We start from the raw sequence: 26695 nt of genomic DNA, 5'->3' as shown, positions 1-26695 counted from the left end.
CATGGGCGCGAGGACGTCTTGGCGCAACCTTCCCATCTCCGCGGCATCGGCGCGATGCTGCTTGCTGCAGGCGTGTTCGTCGGCAACGACACCTGCATGAAACTCGCCATGGAGGATGCTCCGCCCTTTCAGGTGCTGGCCATGCGCGGCCTTGCCGCCTGCATCTGGTGCCTGCCGCTGGTGCTGTTCACGGGCCAGGGCCGGGCGTTGCCGCTTGCGGCGAGCCCATGGGTGGTATTGCGATCGCTGTTCGAGCTTTCGGCCATTCTCATGTTCATCCTGGCGCTGAATCAGATGGCGATCGCCGATGTGACGGCCATCCTGCAGATTTCGCCGTTTCTGGTTTTGCTGGGCGGCTGGATGATCTGGGGCGAACGGATATCCGGCGGGCGGCTGCTCCTTATCGCCATCGGCATCATCGGCGCCTTGATGGTGGCGCAGCCGGGTTCCTCCACCGCCTCGCCTTTCGCCATTCTCGGATTTGCGGCGGCGGTGGGCGCTGCGGCGCGCGACATAGCCTCCCGCAAGGTTGGCGCCAATGTTCCGGCGCTTGTCGTCACCTTCGCCGTGCTGGTGATCGTGATGGTTGCGGCCTTCTTTTGCATGCTGCTGTTCGAGACTGCCGTGATGCCCACCCGGCGCGCGCTGGCCTTGATGGCGCTGGCGGGTTTCCTGCTGATGTGCGGTCACGCCTTTGTGTTCCTGGCATTCCGGCTCGCGCCCGCACGCGCGGTTGCGCCATTCAACTACAGCTCCACGCTTTGGGCGGTGGTGTCCGGCATCGTGGCTTTCGGGCATTTTCCCGATGGCCTGGCGCTCATCGGCATGGCGCTCATCATTCTCACAGGGCTAGGCGTGATCCTTCTCGAGGGCCGCATCCGGCAGGGCGCCCTTCCTTCACTTGATCCTGACGCCTCTGTGATTTCCAAGTGAGCGCGATGTTTGGCATGACTGTGCGCGTTGCTTGGTTTCAAACTTTTACTCAACAGGGAGACATCCGATGGACACTACGAAACGCGCAAGCCTTCTCGCCATCGCGGGCGCACTGGCGGCTGCCGCCGCCGTGACATCCGTACCGGCGCGCGCTGATGACATGGAAAAATGCTACGGCATCGCGCTCAAGGGGCAGAACGACTGCGCGGCGGGCGAAGGCACGAGCTGCGCTGGAACCTCGACCATCGACTATGATGGCGCGCACTGGAAATATGTAAAGACCGGCACCTGCGCGGCGATGGATACGCCGATGGGCAAGGGTTCGCTCACCCCCATCAAGCGCCCGGCGTGACGCTCACCTCCACCATTCCGCCGCGCGGTGGCATCGGCCTCAAGGCCGAGCACTACCGCGCGGTGCTCGCGGAAAAGCCCGACATCGGTTTCTTCGAGGTCCATGCGGAAAACTACATGGGCGCGGGCGGCCCGCCGCATCGCTATCTGACGGCGGTGCGCGAGGCCTATCCGCTTTCGCTTCACGGCGTGGGCCTGTCGATCGGCGGGCCACTGCCGCTGGACCGCAGTCATCTGACGCGTCTGAAGACGCTGATTGCCCGCTATCAGCCGGCACTGTTTTCCGAGCATCTGGCCTGGTCTACCCATGATACAGGTTTTCTCGCGGATCTTTTGCCCCTGCCCTATAGGGCGGAAACACTCAAACGCGTCTGCGATCATATCGATGAGACGCAAATGGCGTTGGGGTGCCAGATGCTGCTTGAAAATCCGTCAAGCTATCTGGCTTTTGAGGAAAGCACTTACAGCGAACCGGATTTCATCCGGGAGATTGCGCGCCGCACCGGCTGCGGGCTGCTGCTCGACATCAACAATGTGTTTGTCTCGGCCCATAATCTCGGATTCGATCCGCTCGCTTATATCGCGCAATATCCACTTGCGGCTGTGCGGGAAATCCATCTGGCAGGCCATGACGAACGCCATGATGGCGCGGGTCAGCCTGTCCTGATCGATGCGCATGGCTCTCCGGTGGCTCAGGATGTGTGGGCGCTTTATGAGCATGTTGTTCGCCGCACCGGCTCCCTTCCCACGCTCATCGAGCGCGACAATGACATTCCTCTGCTTGGAGAACTCGTTGCGGAGGCGCAGCGTGCCGATGCCGTCATGCGCGCTTGCGTCAGGGCTGCCGCCTGATGCGCGAGCGCCAGTTTCAGGCGGCGATTGCCGGGCGGGAGATGGCGCCCCATCCGCGCTTTCCCATTTATCTGAACAATGTCGCAGCGGGATTGCTGACGGCGCTGCGGGTGCGCTTTCCCGCCACCGAGGCGCTGCTGGGCCAGCAGGAATTTGCGCGCGCCGCCACGGCCTATGTGCGGGAGACGAAGCCGCTCTCCGCCGTCCTGATTTCCTATGGCGAGAGTTTTGCCGATGCGATCGCCGATCCTGCCATCCGGGATGTGGCGCTCCTCGAGAATTTCTGGTGGCGCGCCTATCACGCAGCGGATGTTGCACCGCTTCCGGCAACTTCCTTTGCCGCACTTGACGTGGAGGCGCTTGAAACCTCGCGTCTTGTTTTTCATCCCTCGGTGTCTTTGTTCTCCTCGCCTTTCGCAGCCGGAACGATGTGGGGGACCCGAGAGAGAGGCACACCGCACCATCTTCAGCACGTGCTGGTTTCCCGTCCCGAGGCGGAGGTGAATGTGACCCTGCTGGATGAGCCCGTTTTTCAGTTTCTGGCGCGGCTCATGGAAGGGCTCACGCTGCCAGCGGCACTGGGAGGCAATGATCCCGGCATGGTCCGTATTCTGATCGAAAAACTGCTCATCGTCTCAATTGCCTCTTTGGATGCATCATGAAAAACCTTGCCGCGCGGCTGATCCGCCTGTTTGAACAATTCCCCTATTCGCTGCTGGCGCTGCTTGGGCGGCTTTCCATCGGGCTGGTGTTCTTCAATTCCGGGCAGACGAAGCTCGAGGGTGCGCCTCTCTGTCTCGGGCGGCATTTCTGCTTCAAGCCCAATCCCTTCGATCTGGCGCCATCCACCTTCACGCTGTTCGAGCATGACTATGCACTGCCGCTCGTCCCGACGTGGATCGCCGCGCATCTGGCGGCCTTCAACGAATTCACGCTGTCGATCCTGCTGTTTATCGGCCTTGCCACGCGCTTCTCGGCGCTCGGCCTTCTCGTCATGACGCTGGTGATCGAGATCTTCGTCTATCCCGATGCCTATGTTTTGCACGGCACCTGGGCCACCATCCTTCTGATGCTGATCACATTGGGGCCTGGCAAGATCTCCCTCGACCATATTCTGGCGAGGCGGTAGAGAGGGCTCCTTCCGCAGGAGCCTGCCCCCATGAATTTCGCGTCCGACAACGTCTATGGCGTTCATCCTCTGATTCTCGAAAGCCTCGCCGAAGCCAATGCGGGAACGGCATCCTCCTATGCGGGCGATGACCTGTCGCGGCGTTCGGAAGAGAAGCTGTCGGAGATTTTTGGCCGCGAGGTACGGGCCTTTCTGGTGACGACAGGCACGGCGGCGAACGGGCTGGCGCTTTCCGCCTTGACACCCGGCTACGGTGCCATTCTCTGCCATGGGGAAGCGCATATTTTCTGCGATGAATGCAATTCGCCGGAATTCTTCACCGGCGGCGCAAAGATCATCGGCATTCATGGGCCCGCCGGCAAGATCACGCCGGCGCAGATCGAGAAGGTTCTGAAAGGCTTCATCCGCGGCGAGCATGATCCCAAGCCCAAGGGCGTGTCGATCACCAATGCCACGGAGCTTGGCACGCTTTATTCCCCAGCCGAGGTCAAGGCGATTGCCGATCTCGTTCATCCGCGCGGCATGAAGCTGCACATGGATGGCGCGCGCTTTGCCAATGCGGTGGCAAGCCTCGGCTGCCCGCCCGCCGATCTCACCTGGAAGGCAGGCGTGGACGTCATGTCTTTCGGCGCCACCAAGAATGGCGCCATGATGCTGGAGGCCGTTGTGTTCTTCGACCTCGCGCTGGCGGAGGATTTTGCCTATCGCCGCATGCGGTCCGGGCAGCTTGTGTCGAAGAGCCGCTATCTCGGCGCGCAGATGCTGGCTTATCTCAAGGACGATCTGTGGCTGAAGAACGCGCGGGCGGCCAATGGGTTGGCGGCGAAGCTGGCCGAGGGTTTGCGCACCATACCAGCCGTACGCATTCCCAATCCGGTTCAGGCGAATGAAGTCTTCGCGATCATTCCCCGCCGCCTGAACGATGCGCTGCTGGCCGAAGGCGCCAAATTCTATGACTGGATGCCGGACAGCCTTGGCGATGCGATCAGGGATGATGAAATTTTCGTCCGCTTCGTGCTGTCCTTCGCCACGCCCCAACAGGATGTGGAGGCGTTCATCGCGCTGGTGAAGCGGCTGACGAAGTGAAACCATTGTCATAAAAGAGCGTTAGGCACGGCGCAGCCTTGCTCCTAAAGTCCAATTGTACGCGTTTGGAAGGAGCAGGACATGGACAGCAACACGCTTGAGCTGATGGACCGCTACTGGCGGGCGGCGAATTATGTGTCCGTCGGCCAGATCTATCTGATGGACAATCCGCTGCTTCGCGAGCCGCTCAAGGCCGGGCATGTGAAGGCGCGCCTTCTCGGACATTGGGGAACGACGCCCGGCCTCAACTTCATCTATGTTCACCTCAATCGCATCATCAAGGAACGCGATCTCGACATTCTCTATGTCTGCGGCCCCGGCCATGGCGGGCCTGCGATGGTGGCCAACACCTGGCTTGAAGGCACCTATAGCGAAATCTATCCGGCCATTCCGCAGAATGCCGAGGGCATGCAGAAGCTGTTCAAGCAATTTTCCTTTCCCGGTGGCGTGCCCAGCCATGTGGCGCCGGAAACGCCGGGCTCCATCCACGAAGGCGGCGAATTGGGCTATGCGCTCTCGCATGCCTATGGCGCGGCCTTCGACAATCCCGATCTGGTGGTGGCCTGCGTGGTGGGCGATGGCGAGGCGGAGACGGGGCCTCTTTCCGCTGCATGGCATTCCAACAAGTTTCTCAATCCCCGCATTGATGGCGCGGTGCTGCCGATCCTGCATCTCAACGGCTACAAGATCGCCAATCCCACCATCCTCGCCCGCATGAGCGATCAGGAACTGACCGATCTCTTCACCGGCTTTGGCTATGAGCCCTATTTCGTCGAAGGCGAAGAGCCAATGCCGATGCACAAGGCGATGGCCCGGATATTCGATAAAGTGTTTGACCGTATCCGCGTCATCCAGAACGAGGCGCGTTCGAGCAGCAAGGACGTGCGGCGGCCGCTGTGGCCGATGATCATCCTGCGCAGCCTGAAGGGCTGGACGGGGCCGAAGGAGGTTGACGGCCTCAAGGTTGAAGGATTCTGGCGCGCCCATCAGGTGCCGGTGTCCAATGCGCGGGAAATTCCGGAACACCGGAAAATCCTCGAAGGCTGGATGCGGAGCTATCGCGCCGAAGAACTGTTCGACGCGTCGGGCCGGCTCATGCCGGAGCTCGCGGCGCTGGCTCCCAAAGGATTGAAGCGCATGGGTGCGCTGCCTCAAGCCAATGGCGGCCTGCTGCGAAAATATCTGGCGCTCCCCAACTGGAAAACACTGGCGCTTGATGTGCCCACGCCCGGCGCGCGCGACGGCGAAGCGACGCGGCAGATGGGCATCTATCTCCGCGAGGTGATGAAGCTCAACGCGGCCAATCGCAATTTCCGGCTGATGGGGCCGGATGAAACGGCGTCGAACCGGCTCGACGCGGTGTTCGATGTGACGGAGCGTGTCTGGATGGAAGGCATCGAGCCTTATGACGTGCATTTGGCGCGCGAAGGCCGAGTGATGGAGGTTCTCTCAGAACATCAGTGCCAGGGATGGCTGGAGGGCTATCTCCTCACCGGCAGGCACGGGCTGTTCTCCTGCTACGAGGCTTTCATCCATATCGTCGATTCGATGGTGAACCAGCATGCGAAGTGGCTGAAAACCTCATCGCATCTCCCGTGGCGCAAGCCCATTGCGTCGCTCAACTATCTCCTCACCTCGCATGTGTGGCGGCAGGATCACAATGGTTTCAGCCATCAGGATCCGGGCTTTGCCGATTTTGTGGCCAACAAGAAGGCCGATATCGTGCGTCTCTATTTCCCGCCCGATGCCAACACGCTGCTGTGGGTGACGGACCATTGCCTGCGTACCTATAACCGCATCAACGTCATCACCGCCGGCAAACAGCCTGCGCCGCAATGGCTGACGGCTTCACAAGCGGAAAAGCACTGCGAGGCGGGTGCGGGCATCTGGGATTGGGCCTGCACCTGCGATCCCGCCGAAGAGCCTGATGTCGTGATGGCTTGTGCGGGCGATGTGCCGACCATGGAGACGCTCGCTGCCGTCAGCATCCTCAGGAAGGCACTGCCGAAGCTTAAAATCCGCGTGGTAAATGTCGTCGACCTGATGACGCTGATGTCACATTCCGAGCATCCGCACGGGTTCACCGACCAGGCCTTCGATGCGCTCTTCACTTATGACAAGCCGGTGATCTTCGCCTATCACGGCTATCCCTATCTCATTCACAGGCTCACCTACCGGCGCACCAATCACGGCAATTTCCATGTGCATGGGTTCCGTGAGGAGGGAACGACGACAACGCCCTTCGACATGGCGGTGATGAATGAGCTGGACCGCTTTCATCTCGTCCTCGCGGCGGTCAAATATCTCCCGGCCTTCGCGGAAGACGCGCAGCCGCTGGTGGATGAGCTGGAGCAAAAGCTCGCGGAGCATGTGCGCTACACGCGCGAATATGGCGAAGACATGCCGGAGATCACCGGCTGGCGGTGGAGCTAGGGCTCAGGCGGTTTCAACGGGTGTCACGGCGGCGCTTCCGACGTCGCCCATGTGAAGGCCGATGTGCTCGATCAGCTTCTTGCGCGTGAGCATGGCCACGCGGCGGGGAAAATCGCCAAGCTCCCGCTCGCGCGCCACAACAGTGATGGTGCGCGTAAGCCGTGCGGCGGGCAGCGGCAAGACCTTTAGTGGCATCTGCTCTACGAAGCCGTCGATCAGCAGTGTCGGCGACAGCAGCGTGAAGCCCATGCCGTTGCAGACGCAGGCCGTCACCATGCTTGACCTGTCGGCCTGGATCACCTGCTCGGGCTTCAGGCGGATGCGCCGCAGATGCTGCGCCACCTGCCGTCCGACGCTGGTTGAATCGGCGAATCGGATCAGCGGCAGGCGCTTCTGGATGGCGTCGAGATTATCCGTTGGGCCGCGGTATTTGGCGGGAAGAACGAGGAGATATTCCTCCTGCAGCACCGGATGACGTTCCAGCCCTTCCATGTCGTAGAAGGGGCTCGACGAAATCACCAGATCGGCGCGCTTGGCGCGCAGCAGCGCTTCGTGGTCGACGCTCAATCCCGCGTGCAGCGTCACGTCATTGACGCCAAAACCCTTCTTGGCCAGCGCCACGAGGCCGGGCGAAAGCGTGGTGGCGATCGAGGCGAGTATGCCCAATCGCAGCACGCTGATCGGCGTTGGGCCTTGATGGCGCATCTCGGTTTCAAGATCGCCCACCACGTTCAGAATGCGTGCCGCATGCTGGTGCAGCAGCGTCCCTGCCTGGGTCAACAGCGCCGGCCGCACCGAACGGTCAAACAGCTTCACGCCATAGGATTTTTCCAGCGCGCTGATGTGCTGGGAGGCCGCTGATTGCGTCATCCCCAGCATGCGCGCGGCGGCGGTCATCTGGCCTGTCTCAGCCACGGCTTCAAACACCTCCATGCCTTTCAGGAGGTTGGAGTTGACGCGCGCGGCGGATTTTCGCTTCATTTTTCTGGTCATGCCAACCATTAGAAATCCTAATGATAGGCTCCGTCAATTGAGTTTTGCGGAGTCGCATGGAAACTGCCACGCATGACCTCTCCCCAGCCCACGCGGCGCAGGCGCGCCGGATCGTCCGATAGGCCCGAACAGCTGCGCGCGCCCTATATCCAGCGCAAGCTCGGAACTTTCAGCGTCTTGAGCGAGGAAGGCCTGTCGCTGATTGAGGCCAATGCCGATACCATTCTCCAAGAAACTGGCATGGAATTCACCGGCGATCCGGAAATCCTCGAAATCTTCAAGGCGGCGGGCTGCGACGTCAAGGACACGCGCGTCCATTTCGAGAAAGGCTTCTGCCGCAAGACCATTCAGGCGACCGCGCCGAAGCTGTTCATGCAAAACGCGCGCAACCCCGCCAACACGGTGCAACTGGGCGGCGATGCCACAGTGCTTTGTCCGTCCTGGGGGCCGCCCTTCGTGCATGATCTCGACAAGGGCCGCCGCTACGCCAGCTATTCCGATTTCATTTCGCTGGTGAAGCTGCACCAGACCATTCCGTGGCTTCACCATTCGGGCGGCGTGGTGTGCGAACCCGTCGATCTCCCCGCCAACAAGCGCCATCTCGACATGCTTTATGGCCACATCCGCTATTCCGACCGCGCCTTCATGGGAGCTTTCATCGGGGCCGAGCGCGCTGGCCACGCCATCGACATGGCGCGGATCGTGTTCGGTGCCGATTATGTCGCGAATAATCCGGTGCTCTATTGCGTCTCCAATACCAATGCGCCGCTGGTGCTCGACTCGCACATGTCGGGCGCACTCAAGACCTATGCGCGCGCCAACCAGCCCGTCGCCTGCACCCCCTGGGTTCTGACCGGCGCCATGAGCCCCACAACCGTTGCCGGCACGCTGGCGCAGGTGCTCGCCGAAGCAACGGCCTGCCTGTCGCTGGTGCAACTTGTCAATCCCGGCGCGCCCTGCCTCATGGGCAGTTTTGCCTCCACCATGTCGATGCAATCCGGCGCTCCCACCTTCGGAACGCCGGAAGCAGGACTGATGGTTCTGGCTGCTGGGCAGTTGGCGCGGCGGCTCGGCGTGCCGCTCCACACGGTGGGAACGCTGTCGGCCTCCAAGCTGCCGGACGCGCAGGCCGAACAAGAAGCGGCATGGGGCCTTCTTATGTCGATGTTCGCGGGCGCCAATCTTATCAATCACGCCACCGGCTGGCTCGAGGGCGGGCTCGTCACATCCTTCGAGAAAACCATGATCGACGCCGACCTGTGCGGCAAGGTGGGCCGCTTCTTCGATGGCATTGACTTGAGCGAAAATGCCCAGGCCATGAGCGCCATCGCCGCCACAGGTCCCGGCCAGCACTATCTGGGCAGCGATCACACGCGCCTCAATTTCATGAGCGCGCTGTTCCGCCCGCTGACGCCCGACAACAATTCCTTCGAGCAATGGCAGGCCGAAGGCTCGAAGGATGCCGCCACCCGTGCCAATGCGCTGTGGAAGAAGCAGCTTGAGAATTATCAGGACCCCGGCCTCGATCCGGCGATTGACGAAGAACTCAAGGCCTATATGACGCGCGTGAAATCGCAGCAGCCGGACATGAATTATTTCTGATGAAGAACATCATCATCATCGGCGGCGGCGCCGTGGGCCTGAGTGTGGCCTATCATCTGGCGCGGCGCGGCGAGAAACATGTGACGCTGCTGGAGCGCAACCAGCTGACGTCAGGCACGAGCTGGCACGCGGCGGGGATCGTCGGGCCGCTACGCGCCACGGCGGCGATGACGCGCATCGCCTCTCACGCACTGAAGCTGTTCCCCGGACTTGAAGCCGAAACCGGCATGAGCACGGGCTACCGCCGCACAGGCGGCTATTGGCTGGCGCGAAAGGCCGAACGCATGGATGAGCTGCGGCGCATCGCCAGCGTCGGCCGTCACATGGGTTTGACGCCGGAGATCGTGACGCCCGATCAGGTGGATGTTCCGCAGCTGGCGCTCGGCGATCACGCGGGTGCGCTGAAAGTGCCCGAAGATGCGAACGTCAATCCCGTCGATCTCTGCATGGCCTATGCGCGGGCTGCGAAAAACCATGGGGCGGTGATCCGCGAGGGCGTGGAGGTGTCGCGCATTCTCGTGACGGACGCCCGTGTCAGCGGCGTCCGCCTTGGCGATGGCAGCGAACTTCCTGCCGATTGCGTGGTGCTGTGCGCGGGCGCGTGGTCGAAGAAGCTCGCGGATGAAATTGGCGTGGCGCTGCCGCTGCAGGCGGTGCAGCACATGTATATTGTCACCGAGCCCATGCCGGGACTGCCCAACCCCTTCCCCGTGGTGCGCGATCTTGATACCGGCATCTATGTGAAGGGCGATGCGGGGCGGCTGGTGATCGGCGGCTTCGAGCCCAATGCGAAGGTGTGGGACCCCTACGGCCCCGAAGGCAACCGCGCCTTTCTGGAAATGCCGGAAGACTGGGACCAGTTCTCGCCTTTCATGGAAGCGGCCCTCGCACTGGTGCCGCAACTCGCCGAAACCGGCATCCAGCGATTCATGAACGGCCCTGAGAGCTTCACCGCGGATACCGGCCCCTTGGTGGGCGAGACGCCGGAGGTCGATGGGCTGTTCGTCGGCTGCGGCATGAACTCGGTGGGCATCATGAGTTCGGCCGGGATCGGCGCCGTGCTGGCCGACTGGATTGCCGAGGGAGCGGAGCCGCGCGATCTCTGGGGCATCGATATCGCCCGCATCGATGCGCGCACAGCGTCGTCGGAGCACATGAAGGCGCGCATGGAGGAGGCGGTGTCCGATCTCTTCGCGCTGCACTGGCCGTTCAAGCAGCCAAAGGCAGGGCGCGGCCTTCGCACTTCGACGCTTCATGAAAGCTGGGCGAAGCGGGGCGCGGTGTTCGGCCTGACGGTCGGCTGGGAGCGCGGCCTCTGGTATGCGCGGAATGATGCGGAGCGCGAACTTCCCTATTCGGTGGGCGAACAGCCCTGGCAAGCGATTGCCGAACGTGAAGCCGCTCACATGAAAGACGGCGCGGCGCTGCTCGATCTTTCGCCGTTCACCAAGATCGACATTTCAGGTGCCGATGCGCTCTCCTTCATCAACGGGCTGGCGACTGCGCAGATGGATGTTGCGATTGGCCGCGCCGTCTACACGCTGATCCTTAATGACAGGGGCGGCATCGAAGCGGATGTGACGATCACCCGCCTGGCGCCTGATCTGTTCCGCTTGGTGTCGGGCGCCGCCACCCGCCGCCGTGACGCCGCGCTGTTGCGCCGCGCGGCGAAGGGCTTTGACGTTCAGCTTGCCGATCGCACGGAAGATTTCTGCATCATCGGCGTGATGGGGGCAGGCGCGCGAAAGACACTTTCGGCGCTGTCACAGGATGACTGGACGGATTTTCCCTTCAGCACGGCGCGGGAGGTGAAGATCTCTGGTGTTCCCTGTCTCGCCACGCGCATTTCCTATGTCGGTGAACTTGGCTGGGAAATCACGGTTGAAAACAATCAAGCCGCGAAACTGTTCGAGGCGCTGATCGGCGCGGGCGCAAAGCCCATGGGCCATTATGCGCTGAATGGCTGCCGCATCGAAAAGGGCTATCGCCATTGGGGCCATGATCTTGGCCCCGAAATCACGCCGCTGGACGCGGGCCTGGGCTTCGCGATGGACTGGAAGAAATCCTTCCGCGGCAGGCAAGCGCTGCTCGCACAAAAAGACGGCGGTCTCACGCAACGCCTCGTGCTGCTTGACGTCGAAGGCCATCCGCTCATCCTCCATGACGAGCCGGTGATGGAAAACGGCAAGGTCGTGGGACTCACGACATCGGGGGCCAAAGGCGTGCGCACCGGGTTGACGCTGGCGCTGGCGCTGGTGAGCGTGAAACCGGGCGAGACACTCAACGAAACGGCCGGGCGGCATTTCAGCGTCGATGTGGCGGGCCGCACCTATCCCACAACGGTGCTGGCTAAAGTGCCCTATGATCCCGCCGGCGAAAGGATGCGTGCATGAGCGAGTTTCAGGTGGTGATCATCGGCGGCGGCGCCATGGGCGTGTCGCTGCTCTATCATCTCGCCAAGCAGGGCTGGCGCGATTGCGTGCTGGTGGAGAAGAACGATCTCACCCACGGCTCCACATGGCATGCGGCGGGCCTCTGCACGCATTTCGCGCATAACCCCACCATCCAGGAATTGCGCGCCACCTCGGTGAGGCTCTACCGCGACATTCTTCCGGAAGAAACGGGCGAAAGCTGCGGCTTCCACCGCTCGGGCGCCATGCGAGTCACCCGCAATCCCGACCGCATGGATGAATTCCGCCATGTCGCCGGACTTTCGGAATTCACCGGCTATCCGCTGGAAATCCTGACACCCCAGCGCATTGCCGAACTGCATCCGCTCGCCACGCTCGACGGCTTGATCGGCGGCATCTACGAGCCGGATGACGGGCATGTCGATCCCTCGCTTGCCACCAATGCCATGGCGAAGGTGGCGGTGAGAAACGGCGCTGCCATCCAGCGCTATAATCCCGTTCACGCCATCCGCCGCGAAGGTGATCGCTGGGTCGTCGAAACCACGAAGGGCAAGCTCAGCGCCCAGCATGTCGTCAATGCTGCTGGCACATGGGGCTTCGAGATCGGCCAGATGATGGGCGTGAATGTGCCCTCGGTGCCGGTGCTGCACCAATATCTCGTCACCGATACGGTGGCCAATGTTGCGGCGCGGCAGAAGGCGGGGCTGGCCGAGCTGCCGATTATCCGCGATCCGGAAGAAAGCTGGTATTGTCGGCAGGAGCGTGACGGCTTCATCCTGGGGCCTTACGAGAAGCAGGCGCAGGTGTGGTCTGTCGATGGCGTGCCGCCGGATTTCGGCGCCGAACTGATGCCGCCCGATCTCGACCGCGTCGAACACATCATCGAAGCCGCCATGGCGCGCGTTCCGGCGCTTGGCACGGCGGGCATCAAGACGGTGGTGAACGGTCCTATCACCTTCACGCCCGATGCCAATCCGCTGATCGGCCCGGCCTTCGGCATGCCCAATGCATGGCTGCTGACGGGCTCATCCATGGGCGTGATGGAAGGCGGCGGCTCGGGCAAATTCCTCGCGCACTGGATGGTGCATGGCGCGCCGCCCATGGATGCGCTGGCGGTGGACAGCCGCCGCTTCGGCCCATGGGCCGACCGCGCCTACCGGGTGGACAAGGCGATCGAATGTTTCGGCTTGCAGTTCGGCGTGCATTTTCCGTTCGAGGAGCGCCCGGCGGGCCGCAAGATCCGCGTCTCGCCGCTTTATGACGCGATGCGCGGGCAGGGCGCTGTCATGGGATCGGCGCACGGCGCTGAACGCCCCAACTGGTTTTCATCCCGGCCGGACGATGAGACGAAGGACAGCTTTCACCGCACCAACTGGTTTGACGCCGTGGCGCGTGAGGTGGATGCGGTGCAGAACCGCGTGGCGCTTGCCGATCTCTCTGTGTTCTCGAAGTTTGACGTTACGGGTCCGGATACGCTCAGCTTTCTCGATGCGCTGGGCGCCAACACACCGCCGAAACCCGGCCGCATCGGTCTCACCCATGCGTTGACACCCGCGGGCGGCGTGGCGAGCGAATTCACGGTCACGGTGCTTGATCCCACGCAGGCCTATCTCACTTCGGCGGCTGCTTCGGAGGAAATGGATTTCGATCTTCTCCGCGCTCGCGCCCACGGCTTCAACGTCACCATCCGCAATCGCACCGATGAGCTGGCGGTGATCGGCCTCATGGGGCCGAAATCGGCGGAGGTTTTGGGCAAAGTCATCTCCACGCCGCTCGGCGCGTCTTTTCCATGGCTGTCGGCGAAGCACATCGAGATTGCCGGCGTGAAAGCATTGGCGCTGCGCGTCTCCTATGTCGGCGAACTGGGATGGGAGCTGCATCTTGCGCGGGCCGATGCATTGCGTGTCTTCCGCGCGCTTCAGGAAGCAGGGAAAGAATTTGGCGTTGGCTACTATGGCGCCTATGCCGCCAACAGCATGCGGCTTGAGAAAGCCTATCGCGGCTGGGGCATGGATCTCACGACCGAGCGCACGCCGCTGGAGAACGGACTTGGTTTTCTGGTCAAGCCCGATGGCCGCAGCTTCATTGGCCGCGAGGCGATGCTGAAGCGCCAGCCGGGCTGGGACATGGTGCTGCTCGAAATCGACACCACCGAAAACATCGAACCCTTCTATTCGCACACCGTGTTCGCTGAAGGCCGCCCCATTGGCGTCGTTACGTCGGGCGCCTATGGGCACCGCGTCAAGAAATCGCTGGCGCTGGCCTTCCTGCGTGAACCGCACATCCGTTCCGGACTCACCGTCAAATTGCTGGGCCGCGAACGCCCCGCCGTCATTCTTGCCACGCCGCCCTATGATCCGCAGAACCTGCGGCTCAAGGCCAACTGACCCAGGAGGATTGATCCATGGCCGATTATCTCGAAACGGAATGGTCTTCCGCCGCCACGGCGGCGCGGCGCGAACGCTATTACGCGCAATCGCAAAAGAAGTTCGTGCCCTTCAAGGAGCCAATGGTCTTCAGGAAGGGCTCGATGCAATATCTCTGGGATACCGAGGGCAAGAAATATATCGACCTGCTCGGCATGAACGTGTGCATCTCCGTCGGCCACTCGCATCCGAAAGTCGTCGCCGCCGCCATGGCGCAGGCGCAGGAACTCACCCATTGCACCACCATGTTTTATCATCCGACCCCTGCGCATTTCGCGGAGGAACTCGCGGCCACCATGCCGAAGGGCCATGAGTGGGTGGTGCATTTCACCAATTCGGGCTCTGAAGCGATCGATCTCGCCATGGTGATGGCCAGAACCTATACCGGCAACCTCGATCTGCTGGCCCTTCGCACCGCCTATCACGGGCCGACATCGGCGGCGCAGTCCTTGACCGGCATCGCCGGTTTCCGCCATCCCGGCATGCCGGGCAATGTCGCCTTCGTGGCGGAGCCCAACCAGTATCGCGGCATCTTCGGACCGGGCACGGAGCCTTATCTCGATGAGATCGAGCGCACCATTGCCTCGGCCACCACAGGCAAGGTGGCGGGCATTTTCGTGGAGAGCGTGCAGGGCTATGGCGGCATCGTGGAAATGCCCAAGGGCTATATGTCGGGTGCGGCGGAGCGCGTGCGAGCGGCTGGCGGGCTTTACATTGCTGATGAAGTGCAATCGGGTTTCGGCCGCACCGGCGATCATATGTGGGCGTTCGAATCCGATGGCGTGGTGCCCGACATCGTGGTGATGGCCAAGGGCATCGGCAATGGATTTCCGCTGGGCGCCGTCGTGGCGCGCAAGGCCATCGGAGATGTGATGGCGGAAAAATTCATGTTCCATACCTATGGCGCGAACCCGACGAGCTGTGCGGCGGGCCGCGCCGTGCTCAAGGTGATCGCCGAGGAAAAGACGCAGGAAAATTCGCGCCAGGTGGGTGCCGCGCTTCTTGAGCGGCTCAAGGATTTGCAGCAGCGCCACACGGCGATCGGCGACGTGCGCGGGCGCGGGCTGATGCTGGCGATCGAAATGGTCAAGGACCGCAAGTCAAAGGAGCCGGATGCCGATGTCACGGCGGCGGTGTTTGAAAGCTGCCGGGGGCAGGGCCTCATCCTTTCCAAGTCTGGCCCCAACCGCTCGGTGCTGCGCATGGTGCCGCCCATGTGCCTGTCGTTGCAGGATGTCGACAGGGTGGCGGATGGCCTTGACCGCGCCTTCACGGAGGCCGCCGCGTGAGCCATCCCATCATCGCGCTGTGGTCGCATCCGCGGTCCATGTCGACCGCCTTCGAGCGCATCATGCGGGCGCGGGGCGATCTCACCTGCCTGCATGAACCCTTCATGTATGATTACTATATCAACCGCGCCAAGAAGCAGATGCCGCACTTCGATGCGATGGACGATCATCCGCGCAGCTATGACGCCATCCGCGACATGATTATCAGGAAGGCCGAGCAGGGGCCTGTGTTCTTCAAGGACATGAGCTATTACGTGATCCCGCACATGCTTGAGGACGATGCGTTCCTCCGGCGCGTCACGCACAGCTTCCTGATCCGCGATCCCAGGGCGTCGATCACCTCCTATGCCAAGCTCGATCCGGACTTCACGTCCGAGGAACTGGGCTATGAAGCGCAGTGGCGGCACATCGAAGGGTTGGCCGGAAAAACCGAACGCCCGCCGGTCATCGTGCTAAGCGAGCGCGTGCAGGTTGATCCGCAGGGCGAGATGCACCGCTATTGGCAGGGTGTCGGCCTGTCCGACAAGCCGGAAGCCCTGCACTGGGGCGACGATGTGCCGAAGGACTGGCAGCAGGTGGCGAGCTGGCACGCCAATGCGTCATCCAGCAAGACGGTGCAGCCACTGACGCCGGAAAAGCGCAAGGAGATCGAGGCCGAGTTTGAAAAGCTCGCCGCTGCGCAGCCACGCTTCAGGCAGATGTTCGCGCAACATGTGCCCTTCTATGAAAAGCTGGCCCGGTTGGGCGCGCATCCATAGACGCAGTGCATTAGCGTTCGCTCAGTTCTTGAAGAGCGCCGCTCCGTCCGGCGCGTATTTCGCGACTTTCTCCGGATCGAGGCTGACGCCGATGCCGGGCTGCAGCGGAATTTCCAGATAGCCCTCCGCATCAAGCGTGAAAGGTTTGGTGAGGATGCCATCCACATAGGCGCTGCCGCCGATGAACTCCACCACATCGGTGTTGGGCATGGCGGCGGATATTTGCAGATCGGCGGCAACGCCGATGGCGGTGTTCCAGCCATGGCCGATGTAACGCACGCCGAATTCCTCCGCCATCCAGGCGATGCGCCGCTGTTCGCTGATGCCGCCCACCTTGGTGGCGTCGGGCTGCACGATGTCAAAGGCGCCGCGCGACAGCCAGGGCGTGAAAGACTGCCGCCGTGTAAGCACCTCGCCGCCCGCGATCGGCACAGGGCTCTGCTTGCGAAGTTCGATAAAATCCTCGAGCGCATCGGGCTTCAGCGCTTCCTCGAACCAGCCGATGTCATAGGCCTCCAGCATGCGAGAGGTCCGGAGCGCCCATTTGAGGCCCTGCGGCCAATAGGCATCGCTGCCGCCCGCATCCACGAACAGCTTCGTATCGTCGCCAAAGCCTTCGCGCGCCGCTTTCACGATAGCTTCATCCAGCTTCACGCTGTCGCGGCGGCCAAACGGGCCCCAACCGATCTTGAGGGCGCGGAAGCCATCGGCACGCGCCTTGGCCGCCACCTCGCGCATCAGGCCCGGCTCTTCCATCAATATCGAGCAATAGGGCATGACGCGCTTGCGGTAGATGCCGCCGAGAAGCCGCGCCACCGGCTGGCCCAGCGCCTTGCCGAGAATGTCCCACAGGGCAATGTCGATGCCGCTGACGGTGTGAGTGAGGGTGCCGCCACGCCCCATCCAGAATGTATGCTGGTGCATTTTTTCCGAGACACGCTCGGGCTCCAGCGCATTTTCCCCGCGATAGAGCGGCTCCAGAACCTTGAGCGCCGCCTGCACGAGGCCGCCATTGGTGAACACGCTGCCGTGGCCGATGACGCCTGCTTCCGTATGCACGGCGATCAGCGTGTGCACGGAATCCTCGGGGCGGATTTCGTTGGACCATCCGCCCTTTGGAGATTCACCCAACAGAGGGGCGGCCACGATCTTGCGAATGGTGAAGTCTCTGCTGCTCATCACGTCCTGTCCTGTTAGCGCATCACGCGTTTGAGAAAGCCCTGCGTGCGTTCGTGCTGCGGCTTCTCGAAAATCTGTTGCGGCGTTCCCTGTTCCACCACGGCGCCCTTGTCCATGAAGATCACGCGGTCCGCAATCTCCTGGGCGAATTTCATTTCATGGGTGACGATCACCATGGTCATCCCCTCGTCGCTCAGGGTTTTCATGACATCGAGCACTTCGCCCACCAGCTCGGGGTCCAGCGCGCTGGTCGGCTCATCGAACAGCATGGCCTTGGGCGACATGGCGAGCGAGCGCGCGATGGCCACGCGCTGCTTTTGCCCGCCGGAGAGTTCATCGGGATAGTGACTGGCACGGTCGGCAAGGCCAACCCGCGCCAGCATTCTGGCGGCGATGCCGTTCGCCTGATCCTTGCTCATGCCCAAAGCGTGGATCAATCCTTCCGTGACATTGCCTGTCGCGGTCAGATGCGGAAACAGCGCGAAATCCTGAAACACCATGCCGAGCTTGCGGCGGACGGCGGCAATGCGTGACTCTGCATGCAGGCGAATGCGGCCATTGACGATATCGTAGTAGGCGCGCGCACCCTCGATCTCGATTTCACCGCTGTTTGGATGTTCGAGAAAATTGATGCAGCGCAGAAGCGTGGATTTGCCGGAGCCTGAAGGCCCGATGATGCAGGTCACTTCGCCCGCGCCAAAACTTTCGCTGATGCCGCGCAGCACCTCATGGGGGCCGAAGCTCTTGTGGATGTCCGTCAGCCTGATCATGGCCGCCGCCTCGCGCCATAGCCGCGCGCCACGCGCTTTTCCAGCCAGCGCACAAAGAGGGCGGCGGGATAGCCGACTGCCAGATAGAGAATGCCGGTCACCGTATAGACGGTGAAATACTGATAGGAGCGGGCGGAGATGATCTGCCCGGTGAAGGTCAGTTCCTGCACGGTGACAACGGAGGCGAGCGCCGTGTCCTTGAACAGGGAGATGAAATAATTGCCAAGGGTCGGCGTGATGAGGCGCAGCGCCTGCGGCAGGATGATGCGGCGGAATGCCGTTGCGCGGCTGAGGCCGATGGTGGCTGCCGCCTCCCACTGGTTCTTCGGCACCGCGAGAATGCCCGAGCGGTAGACCTCGCTCATATAGGCTGTGTAGTTCAGCGTGAGGCCCAGGATCGCGGCTGTAAAAGCGTTGAGGTTGATGCCGAAGCTCGGCAGCACGAAGTAAATGTAGACAAGCTGCAGCAGCAGGGGCGTGCCACGCATCACTTCCACATAGATTGACGACAGGGTGCGGACGGCGAGATAGGGCGACATGCGGCAGAGCGCCACCGGAATGGCCAGGACGAGGGCCAGTGCGATGACGATGAAGGTAAGCACCACCGTCAGCAGCAGCCCGTGAAGCAGCGCGCCGCCATAGGTGTTGATCACGTCGAGATTGAAGAACTCCATCGCCCGCCGCTCAAAAACCTGCGATGGCCGGATCAGCCCGGCCATCGCAATGCTGGTTGAATGTAGCCTAGTTCAGCGGGAAATAGGTGAGGTTGCGGTTGCTCAGGCCATATTTCTTGAGAATGGCCGACACGACGCCGGCGCCCCACAGCTCATGCAATGCAACGCCATAAGCCATGCGAAGCTGGCAATCCGCCGGCCGCACGGCGTAGCGGGCATAGCCATAGCCATATTTGAAGATCAGGTCTTCCGGCACCGCCACGCCGCCGACGATTTCAATCGGCGCACCGGCATTGGCTTTCACGAAGTCCAGCACCTTCACATCGTCTTCGAGAATGACGTCAACCTTGCCGGTGCTGATGCCGGCAAACTCCGCCGCATCTTCCTGGAAGGGCGTCACCTCGATGCCGATGGTGCGGAGATATTCGTCCGCGGCAGAGCCGGCAATCGCACCCACCTTCTTGCCCTTGAGATCGTCAAAGGACTTGATGCCGGCGGGATTGCCCTTCTGCACGACAAGCGCGGGTCCATACCACCAGGCGGGCCCGGTGAAGGTCACGACCTTCAGGCGGTCCGGCGTTTGGTGAATGTTGGAGGCCACCACGTCAATGCGGTTGGAGACCAGCATGGGGATGAGCTGGCCGAAGGGCGCCACTTCATACTTGATCTTGTCGATGCCCAGCCAGTGCAGCGCGGCTTCATTGATCTCGACATCAAGGCCGTCGGCCTTCTGCGTGTTGGGATCGAGGTTGGAATAGGGCGGGCTGGGGCTGATCCCCAGCGTGATGCCGTCTGTCTGCGCCTTGACGAGCGATCCATCGGTGCAATTCTGGAAATCGGCCTTGCCTTCGATCTGCTGCGCGAAGGCAGGCGCCGCGATCATCATGAAAACGGCCGCGAGCAGGCTTCTCCTGTTGGTCATGGTCTTCTCCCTGTGCTGCATTTTGCGGACCATGCGCGCGCGCAGCGGCCGGTCTTGAAGGCGGGCTGGCAGCATTCAGTCTCGTCCCCTTGCCAAATTATCATATTTTTTGGAACTAGCAATAAGTTCTGTTGCCGATTGCAAAGTGCTGATCCTTCAATTATCGTATTTTTGAAAAGATGAGGCCCCTAGAGTGGCCAAGAAGGACAGTCAGATGAAGATTGAAGCTGTTGATTTCTTTTATGTCGCGATGCCGCAGATCACCACCGAAGGCGATGGCAGCCAGGATGCATTGCTGGTGCGCGTGTCGGCGGGCGGCTTTACCGGCTGGGGCGAATGCGAGGCCTCGCCGCTTGCATCGATCGCCGCCTATGTCGCGCCCATGTCGCATGGTGCTTGCCGCCCGGTGAAAGTATCGGTCGAGGGCCAGGAGCTTTCCTCGCCGAAGGACATCGAGCGCATCGCCCATACCATTGCCTGGGACAGCATGGATCTGCTGCAGGCGCCGCACACCTGGTCGGGCATTGAGATGGCGCTGTGGGATATTCTCGGCAAGGCGCGGGGCGAACCGGTGTGGAAACTCCTGGGATATCGGAAAGCAGCGAAAAAGCTGCCCTATGCCTCGGTGCTGTTCGGCGATACGCCGCAGGACACGCTGAACCATGCGAAGAAAATCCGCGCCGCCAATTACCGCGCGGCGAAATTCGGCTGGGGCCCCATCGGCCGCGGTTCGGTGAAGGATGATGCGGACCAGTTTGCCGCCGCGCGTGAAGGCCTCGGCGCGGAAGGTGTGCTGCTTGTCGACACGGGGCAGATCTGGGGCGAGGACGTTGATGCCGCCGCGGCACGCCTCCCGGCCCTTCGCGAGGCAAAGGCGCATTGGCTGGAGGAGCCTTTTCACGGCAGCGCCTATGAAGCCTATGCGGCCCTTGCCGCGCAATCCGGGTCTCTTCGCCTGGCGGGCGGCGAGGCGGCGCATAATGTGTTCATGGCGCGCCATACCATTGACTATGGCAAGGTCGGCTTCATCCAGATCGATTGCGGGCGGATCGGCGGCATCGGCCCCGCCAAATCCATTGCCGATTATGCGGTGGCGCGGGGCGTCACCTATGTGAACCATACCTTCACCTCGCACCTGGCGCTGTCGGCATCCCTCCAGCCCTATGCAGGTTTGGCCGAGCATGTGATCTGCGAATATCCGGCGGCGCCCAAGCAGCTCGCCATCGACATTGCCGCCAATCCCATCCTGCGCGAGTCATCAGGCGAGATTTCGGTGCCCGACAGGCCGGGCCTCGGTATCGACGTGAACGGCGCGGTGCTGGAAAAATATCTGGTGGATGTGAACATCACCGTCAAAGGCGTGCCCCTGTTCGCCTCCAAGCATTTTGTCTAGGGTCTGGAGCGTTCACCCTGACATAGCGAATCCCAATGCCCGTTTCCGCCAAGAAGAAAGCCTCTCCCGCCAGCCGTTATAAAGGCTCCCACGGCGATCTGGTGGGCCTCAAGCCCAAGGGCATCCAGGGCCGGGTGATCAACAGCTTGGGCGAAGCCATTGTGCGGGGGCTCTACCCGGAAGGCAGCCTGCTGCCGCGCGAGAGCGAGTTGATGCGCTCCTTCGATGCCAGCCGCACGTCGATCCGCGAGGTCATCAAGGTTCTCTCTGCCAAGGGGCTGGTGGAAACGCGGCAGAAGATCGGCACGAGGGTTCTGGAGCGCGGCAACTGGAACACATTTGATGCCGACGTGCTGCTCTGGCATCCGTTTGACAACAGCAGCCACGACATCCTGCGCGACCTGATCGAAATGCGTCAGCTGGTGGAGCCGCCTGCGGCGCGTTTCGCGGCCACACGCGCGACGCTGGATGATATCGAACTGATCCGCGCCAGCTGGGAGGCGATGCATGACTCGATGGACGACATGCAGAGCTATGCGAAAGCCGATGTCCAGTTTCACCTTGCGGTGTTCCGCGCCTCGCACAACACCATGCTGCACCGCTTCGGCCATATCGTTGCGAATTTCCTGCAGATCAGTTTCCGCATCCAGCAGGAAGCGCTGGATACGAAGAAAAACCTGATCGAGGACGACTGCGCCAATCACCGCAGGATTTACGAAGCCATCAACCGCAGCGATGCCGTTGCGGCGGAGGCATTGATGCTGGAGGTGGTGCTGCACGGCAAAGCGTCGCTCCAGAAGGCGCGACGGCAGATCAGGATTTAGTTCAGCCAACCAGGCCTGAAAGTTTCCGCGCAGCGTTGATCACGCTGGCCATCAGCACATCGCGGTTGGGCCTTGCAAGCCGCTGCTCCGGCACCACCACGCTCAGGGCGGCGATGCAGCGGCCTGATGCGTCGATGACGGGCGCGGCAATGCAGCCCGCATGTTCATTGGTTTCGTTCAGTTCGGTGGCATAGCCCTGTTTGCGGAAACGCCGGATTTGCGCGGACAGCTTGTGAACATCGGTGATTGCCCTGCCAGTTGGCGACTGGCGGACGGTTTTTTTCAACAGGTCCTCCAGCGCCGCGTCGTCGAGATCAGAAACGAGAAGCCGTCCTGCCGCCGCCCAGTTCACCGGCACGCGGGAGCCGGCATTGCTGATGATGCGCAGCGAGTGAACGCCCTCTTCTTTCAGCAGCACCACCATCAGATCATCTTCGAGCACCGAGAGCTGCACGGTTTCACCGGTTTCATCGCGCAGTTCCCTGGCAATGCCGCGGCCATCGCGCAGCAGGTCGATGCTGTTGTGGTAGGCCATGCCCAGTTCAAACAGCATGCGGCCCAGAAAAAAGCCGTTGCCTGCGGGTGCTATGTATCGGGCGTCCGCCATGGTGCGCACCAGTTCATAAGCCGTGGATTTGGGAATCGACAGGCTGGCGATGATCTGCGCCACGGTGAGCGGCTTTCCTTCGCGCAGCATCAGGCCGAGGATGTCAAAGGCCCGCCGCAGGCTGCGGGAGCCGTTTGTATCATCGCCCGATGCGGGGGTTTTTGCGGTTCTGGCAGGCATCGCGTCTCCGGGTCTGGATCTTGTTCTTACGACACTTTTACAAATTCCGAAATACAGGACTTTGGTGCGGGTTTGTGGAATTTCCCCGTGAATGGCATTGACCGTCGAGGGGTGCCGCCATACGGTGTCCGGAGATCATTTGCAGGCGAATAGATGAGCTACGTCGAACTCAATGCCGTGCGCAAAAGCTACGGCGACACCGAAATCATCCATGGCGTCGATCTCAAGCTGGAGAAGGAAACCTTCACGGTCTTTGTTGGTCCCTCGGGGTGCGGCAAGTCCACCCTTTTGCGGATGATCGCCGGGCTTGAAGACATCAACAGCGGCAGCATCCACATCGGCGGCGAGCGGGTGGACCAGCTTGAGCCCGCCGAGCGCGGCATTGCCATGGTATTCCAGAATTACGCGCTCTACCCGCACATGACGGTATTCGACAACATGTCCTTCGGGCTTCGCATCGCCAGGGAATCTGCGAAAGACATCCGCGCCAAGGTGGAGCGGGCCGCCGACATTCTCCAGATATCAGAAATCCTGCAAAGGCGCCCGCGTGAACTTTCGGGCGGGCAGCGCCAGCGCGTCGCCATCGGCCGCGCCATCGTGCGCGAGCCCAAAGTGTTTCTCTTCGATGAGCCGCTCTCCAATCTCGATGCCAAGCTGCGCGTACAGATGCGGCTGGAACTTACGCGGCTCCGCCATCAGCTGCGCGCCACCATGATCTACGTCACCCACGATCAGGTGGAGGCGATGACCATGGCCGACCAGATCGTGGTGCTGAACAAGGGAAAAGTGGAGCAGGCGGGCCGCCCGCTCGATCTCTACCATTCCCCCGCCAATAAATTCGTCGCCGGGTTCATTGGCTCTCCGGCCATGAATTTTCTCGATGCAACACTGATTGCCGCCGCGGAAAAGGGCGTTCGGCTTGCGTTGAAGAATGGGGCGGAAATCGCAGTACCGCGCCGGCCCGGAACCGCGAAGGCGGGTGATCCCGTCACGCTCGGCATCAGGCCCGAAGATGTGCAGATCGGCGGCGGCGATGCGCGGGTTGAAGGCACCGTTGTTGCTGTCGAACGGCTGGGCAATGAAAGTTTCATCTATCTCGATCTTCCCGGCAGCACGGAATTTGCCGTCCACGCGGCCGGCGATGTGGCGGCAGCCGTGGGCAGCAAGATCGACGTTGGGCTGATTGCCTCTCGCTGTCATGTCTTTGACAGCGCGGGGCAGGCACTGTCTTCGCTTCAGGCGGGAACGTAAACCTTCAGCGAGATCTCCGTGCTGATTGTTTGCCCCGGTGTCAGGCGCAGCAATGTGCCGCCGCGCTCCACGGATTTGACAAGGCCGTAAGCAGGCCGCGTCGAGTTGGGTTCTATGCCGATCAATTTTGTCTGGCCATTCCAGGGCTGATTTTGATGGCCGCAGAGTTCAACCCACAGCCACGCCGTCGGGAACAGGGTATCATCCCAGCTCAGCCGCGCGGCGATGGCCTTGTCCCGCCTAGTGATGCTGATCCACGGCACCTTGAGATCATGCAGATAGGCGAGTGACGACATGCCGGGCACGGGATGGCGCAGATCGAAATCGCCGTTTCTTCCGGCAACCACAGGCCAATCCGCTTCGCCACCGGGAACCAGCGGATTGGCAGGCGAAATGACGTAGGAATCGACGGTCACCCGGCCGCCTGCGCAATCAATCTCGACCGGGCCTGCCAGGAGATCCGATCCGAACGTCGGATGATGGCCCCACATCACATCGGCAGGCTCACGGCCATGATAGGTCATGGTCTCGCGGATGGTCAGCACATCGCCGTCCAGCGCCATGATGCGCGTCATATCGGCGGCGATGGTCCGGAACGTACGATGAAGATGCAGTTGCCTATCCTTCATCCCGCTTTCCCACGGTGTGATCGAGGCCTCGCCATGAAAGCCGTGGAATACGCCGTTCACCGTGCAGGCGTCACAGGCGTTGGGAAAGAGAAGCGGCCAGCCGCCGGAGTAACGCGTCAGCCATTCCGGCTCGTCAATGGCTGCACCGGAGGGCAGCGGGTCCGCGCTGGTTTCCCACGGCACGCTGCCCAGCACCGAAAGCCCGCTTGGCTTGTGCACAATAGTTTGCACTGTGCCGCCCACAGCCGGGCTGATTTCAACATGCAAGGCATCATTTTCAAGAATAACCATCACTTGATCGCCCCGGCCATCAGGCCGCGAATGAACTGCTTCTGGAACAGGATATAGAGAATGAGCATCGGCGCACTGGCAATCACCATCCCCGCCATGGTGAGCGGCACCTGATTGTTGTAGCGGCCCTGAAACACGCTGATCCCCGCCATCAGCGTGCGCTTGGCATCATCCTGCAGGAAGATGATGGCGATCAGCAAGTCATTCCAGACGTAAAGTGAGTTTACAACCACCAGCGTCAGCAGCGCGGGCAGCGACAGCGGCAGCACGATTTTCGACAGAATCAGAAAATGCCCCGCGCCATCCATGCGCGCGGATTCAAACAACTCCTTCGGCACGGTGCGGAAGAAGGTGGCGAGAAGATAGACGGAGAAGGGCGTGATCAGTCCGGCATAAATGAAGATCGCGCCCTGATAGGTGCTGATCAGGCCAAGCTGGCTGTAAAGCACGAAGAGCGGCACGATCATCACCACCGGCGGCACCGCCATGAGGGATGTGGAAAGCGCCAGCAGCGTCTGCCGCCCGCGGAATTCCATGCAGGCGATGGCATAGGCGGCAAGGCAGGAGACGGCAATGCTGAGGAGCACGCTGCCCGCCACCAGAAGCGCGCTGTTGGCCATCCAGGACAGGAACGGGCTGTCGACCAGCACGGCGCGGAAATTGTCGATCACCGGATGGCTTGGCAGCCCCAGCTTGTCGGCGGCGTAATCATCCTCGCTCTTGAGCGCCGTCATGATCATGAACATCGTCGGCACGATGGCGAGAAAAGCCGAGAGAAGCAGAACACCCTGCTTCAGCGCGTCACCGGCCTGAAACCGTTTGGTGCGCATCATGCCTCCAGATCGCGCCGGGCGCGGAACAGCGGGAAAATCAGCGCCACCGAGACGAGGAACAACAGCACGGAAGCCGCCGCGGCAATGCCGGGCAGGCTGCTGCGAATCAGCGCGTTGAAGATATAAAGCTCGACCACCGTCGTCGATGTGCCCGGGCCGCCGCGGCCGCCGCCCATGATGTAGACATAGGAGAACACGGCGGCGAGCATGGTGATGACGCTCACCACCACATAGAATTCAATCACGCCGCGCATCTGCGGCAGGATGATGTGCCACAGCCTTTGCCACCAGTTGGCGCCTTCGATCTTGGCCGCCTCGATCAGCGATTCGTCGAGCGCCAGCAGGCGAGCGAGGAACAGGATGATGCCGAGGGCCGACTTCGCGCCAGATGATGAGGATCATGACCGTCCACAGCGCAACGTCGGATGAGCCGATCCAGTCCAGCGCCAGAAAATCGAGGCTCAGCCAGCGCAGCACTTCATTCACCGGGCCGTTGAACTGGAACATGCGCTTCATCACCACCGCGATGATGGGAATGGCCAGCACGAAGGGAATGAATACGATGATGCGATAGAGCCGCCATCCGGCGATCCTGTCGTAAAGCAAAACCGATACGAACAGCGAGATCGCCACCATCGCCGGAATGGCGAGGAGAAGCTGGAGATTGTGCAGCACCGCTTCCCAGAACACATCTTGGGTGAGGATCAGCTGATAATTGCGCAGGCCGATCCATGGCCCGTCAATGCCGCGCACCATCTTGAAGCTGAATTCAAAATTGCGCAGCAGCGGATAGCCGAACACGAATCCGAGCAGCAGCACAAGCGGCGCGACATAAAGATAGGGTTCGATCCACGTCTTGCGCTGCAAATCACACTCCCC

Annotated in this window: 25 protein-coding genes; 15 read left to right on the top strand and 10 right to left on the bottom strand. The window is 61.7% G+C overall.

Features of this window, described 5'->3' with window-relative positions; genetic code table 11:
• Nucleotides 1-18: 18 nt before the first annotated feature.
• From QM694_RS11110 to QM694_RS11080, 7 genes are all read left to right on the top strand, one after another.
• Nucleotides 19-933, top strand: coding sequence for a DMT family transporter (locus QM694_RS11110; protein WP_415006998.1), 915 nt, complete (start codon nucleotides 19-21; stop codon nucleotides 931-933).
• Between the two features lie 67 nt (nucleotides 934-1000).
• Entirely contained in the window at nucleotides 1001-1285 is a 285-nt protein-coding gene (locus tag QM694_RS11105; protein WP_415006997.1) for a DUF2282 domain-containing protein, read from the top strand.
• Nucleotides 1282-2136: a DUF692 domain-containing protein gene (locus tag QM694_RS11100; RefSeq protein WP_415006996.1), complete on the top strand. Its 855-nt coding sequence runs from the start codon at nucleotides 1282-1284 to the stop codon at nucleotides 2134-2136. Before QM694_RS11105 ends, QM694_RS11100 begins: the two co-directional genes overlap by 4 nt.
• Entirely contained in the window at nucleotides 2136-2798 is a 663-nt protein-coding gene (locus tag QM694_RS11095) for a putative DNA-binding domain-containing protein (protein ID WP_415006995.1), read from the top strand. Before QM694_RS11100 ends, QM694_RS11095 begins: the two co-directional genes overlap by 1 nt.
• Nucleotides 2795-3265: a DoxX family protein gene (locus QM694_RS11090; protein ID WP_415006994.1), complete on the top strand. Its 471-nt coding sequence runs from the start codon at nucleotides 2795-2797 to the stop codon at nucleotides 3263-3265. Before QM694_RS11095 ends, QM694_RS11090 begins: the two co-directional genes overlap by 4 nt.
• Before the next feature lie 30 nt (nucleotides 3266-3295).
• Entirely contained in the window at nucleotides 3296-4351 is a 1056-nt protein-coding gene (locus QM694_RS11085) for a threonine aldolase family protein (protein WP_415006993.1), read from the top strand.
• Between the two features lie 81 nt (nucleotides 4352-4432).
• Complete coding sequence (locus QM694_RS11080) at nucleotides 4433-6784, top strand: phosphoketolase (protein ID WP_415006992.1); 2352 nt, start codon at nucleotides 4433-4435, stop codon at nucleotides 6782-6784.
• A 3-nt stretch (nucleotides 6785-6787) separates the two neighbouring features.
• On the opposite strand, the gene QM694_RS11075 is transcribed toward QM694_RS11080, so the two are convergent.
• On the bottom strand, nucleotides 6788-7777 hold the full coding sequence (locus QM694_RS11075) for a LysR family transcriptional regulator (protein ID WP_415006991.1): 990 nt from the start codon (nucleotides 7775-7777) through the stop codon (nucleotides 6788-6790).
• Between the two features lie 72 nt (nucleotides 7778-7849).
• Here QM694_RS11075 and QM694_RS11070 point away from each other — a divergent pair, with 72 nt between their 5' ends.
• The 5 genes from QM694_RS11070 to QM694_RS11050 are packed head-to-tail and all read left to right on the top strand — an operon-like array spanning nucleotide 7850 to nucleotide 16263.
• On the top strand, nucleotides 7850-9379 hold the full coding sequence (locus tag QM694_RS11070; protein ID WP_415006990.1) for a trimethylamine methyltransferase family protein: 1530 nt from the start codon (nucleotides 7850-7852) through the stop codon (nucleotides 9377-9379).
• Nucleotides 9379-11772 (top strand): GcvT family protein, encoded by a 2394-nt coding sequence (locus QM694_RS11065; protein WP_415006989.1) that lies wholly within the window; start codon nucleotides 9379-9381, stop codon nucleotides 11770-11772. The genes QM694_RS11070 and QM694_RS11065 overlap by 1 nt, the downstream gene beginning before the upstream one ends.
• On the top strand, nucleotides 11769-14177 hold the full coding sequence (locus tag QM694_RS11060; RefSeq protein WP_415006988.1) for a GcvT family protein: 2409 nt from the start codon (nucleotides 11769-11771) through the stop codon (nucleotides 14175-14177). Before QM694_RS11065 ends, QM694_RS11060 begins: the two co-directional genes overlap by 4 nt.
• 17 nt (nucleotides 14178-14194) lie before the next feature.
• Nucleotides 14195-15505, top strand: coding sequence for an aspartate aminotransferase family protein (locus QM694_RS11055; protein WP_415006987.1), 1311 nt, complete (start codon nucleotides 14195-14197; stop codon nucleotides 15503-15505).
• Nucleotides 15502-16263: a hypothetical protein gene (locus QM694_RS11050; protein ID WP_415006986.1), complete on the top strand. Its 762-nt coding sequence runs from the start codon at nucleotides 15502-15504 to the stop codon at nucleotides 16261-16263. Before QM694_RS11055 ends, QM694_RS11050 begins: the two co-directional genes overlap by 4 nt.
• Before the next feature lie 21 nt (nucleotides 16264-16284).
• On the opposite strand, the gene QM694_RS11045 is transcribed toward QM694_RS11050, so the two are convergent.
• Genes QM694_RS11045 through QM694_RS11030 form a run of 4 tightly spaced genes read right to left on the bottom strand, consistent with a single transcriptional unit; the run spans nucleotide 16285 to nucleotide 19808 of the window.
• On the bottom strand, nucleotides 16285-17442 hold the full coding sequence (locus tag QM694_RS11045) for a mandelate racemase/muconate lactonizing enzyme family protein (RefSeq protein ID WP_415006985.1): 1158 nt from the start codon (nucleotides 17440-17442) through the stop codon (nucleotides 16285-16287).
• Nucleotides 17443-17456: 14 nt separating this feature from the next.
• Nucleotides 17457-18212: an amino acid ABC transporter ATP-binding protein gene (locus tag QM694_RS11040; protein ID WP_415006984.1), complete on the bottom strand. Its 756-nt coding sequence runs from the start codon at nucleotides 18210-18212 to the stop codon at nucleotides 17457-17459.
• Nucleotides 18209-18931 (bottom strand): amino acid ABC transporter permease, encoded by a 723-nt coding sequence (locus QM694_RS11035; RefSeq protein ID WP_415006983.1) that lies wholly within the window; start codon nucleotides 18929-18931, stop codon nucleotides 18209-18211. Before QM694_RS11035 ends, QM694_RS11040 begins: the two co-directional genes overlap by 4 nt.
• Before the next feature lie 22 nt (nucleotides 18932-18953).
• Nucleotides 18954-19808 carry a transporter substrate-binding domain-containing protein gene (locus QM694_RS11030; RefSeq protein ID WP_415006982.1) on the bottom strand — a complete coding sequence of 285 codons (855 nt, stop codon included), beginning with the start codon at nucleotides 19806-19808 and terminating at the stop codon, nucleotides 18954-18956.
• A 214-nt stretch (nucleotides 19809-20022) separates the two neighbouring features.
• Here QM694_RS11030 and QM694_RS11025 point away from each other — a divergent pair, with 214 nt between their 5' ends.
• Nucleotides 20023-21201: a mandelate racemase/muconate lactonizing enzyme family protein gene (locus QM694_RS11025; protein WP_415006981.1), complete on the top strand. Its 1179-nt coding sequence runs from the start codon at nucleotides 20023-20025 to the stop codon at nucleotides 21199-21201.
• Nucleotides 21202-21236: 35 nt separating this feature from the next.
• Nucleotides 21237-22025: a FadR/GntR family transcriptional regulator gene (locus QM694_RS11020; protein WP_415006980.1), complete on the top strand. Its 789-nt coding sequence runs from the start codon at nucleotides 21237-21239 to the stop codon at nucleotides 22023-22025.
• Nucleotide 22026: 1 nt separating this feature from the next.
• On the opposite strand, the gene QM694_RS11015 is transcribed toward QM694_RS11020, so the two are convergent.
• Nucleotides 22027-22812 (bottom strand): IclR family transcriptional regulator, encoded by a 786-nt coding sequence (locus tag QM694_RS11015; protein WP_415006979.1) that lies wholly within the window; start codon nucleotides 22810-22812, stop codon nucleotides 22027-22029.
• A 153-nt stretch (nucleotides 22813-22965) separates the two neighbouring features.
• On the opposite strand from QM694_RS11015, the gene QM694_RS11010 reads away from it, so the two are divergent.
• The gene (locus QM694_RS11010) at nucleotides 22966-24063 is read left to right on the top strand and encodes an ABC transporter ATP-binding protein (RefSeq protein ID WP_415006978.1); all 1098 of its coding nucleotides are present in this window, start codon (nucleotides 22966-22968) and stop codon (nucleotides 24061-24063) included.
• Here the strand turns inward: QM694_RS11010 and QM694_RS11005 are convergent.
• Genes QM694_RS11005 through QM694_RS10990 form a run of 4 tightly spaced genes read right to left on the bottom strand, consistent with a single transcriptional unit; the run spans nucleotide 24048 to nucleotide 26683 of the window.
• Complete coding sequence (locus QM694_RS11005; protein ID WP_415006977.1) at nucleotides 24048-24983, bottom strand: hypothetical protein; 936 nt, start codon at nucleotides 24981-24983, stop codon at nucleotides 24048-24050. The genes QM694_RS11010 and QM694_RS11005 overlap by 16 nt on opposite strands.
• A complete protein-coding gene (locus tag QM694_RS11000) occupies nucleotides 24983-25816 on the bottom strand; it encodes a carbohydrate ABC transporter permease (RefSeq protein WP_415006976.1) in 834 nt (277 codons plus the stop codon). Before QM694_RS11000 ends, QM694_RS11005 begins: the two co-directional genes overlap by 1 nt.
• On the bottom strand, nucleotides 25813-26121 hold the full coding sequence (locus tag QM694_RS10995; RefSeq protein ID WP_415008612.1) for an ABC transporter permease subunit: 309 nt from the start codon (nucleotides 26119-26121) through the stop codon (nucleotides 25813-25815). Before QM694_RS10995 ends, QM694_RS11000 begins: the two co-directional genes overlap by 4 nt.
• Complete coding sequence (locus QM694_RS10990; protein ID WP_415006975.1) at nucleotides 26054-26683, bottom strand: carbohydrate ABC transporter permease; 630 nt, start codon at nucleotides 26681-26683, stop codon at nucleotides 26054-26056. Before QM694_RS10990 ends, QM694_RS10995 begins: the two co-directional genes overlap by 68 nt.
• Nucleotides 26684-26695: the final 12 nt, after the last annotated feature.

The organism is Aestuariivirga sp., from assembly GCF_047602625.1.
In the GTDB taxonomy this organism is placed as follows: domain Bacteria; phylum Pseudomonadota; class Alphaproteobacteria; order Rhizobiales; family Aestuariivirgaceae; genus Aestuariivirga.
This window is presented reverse-complemented; position numbering and strand designations above follow the sequence as displayed.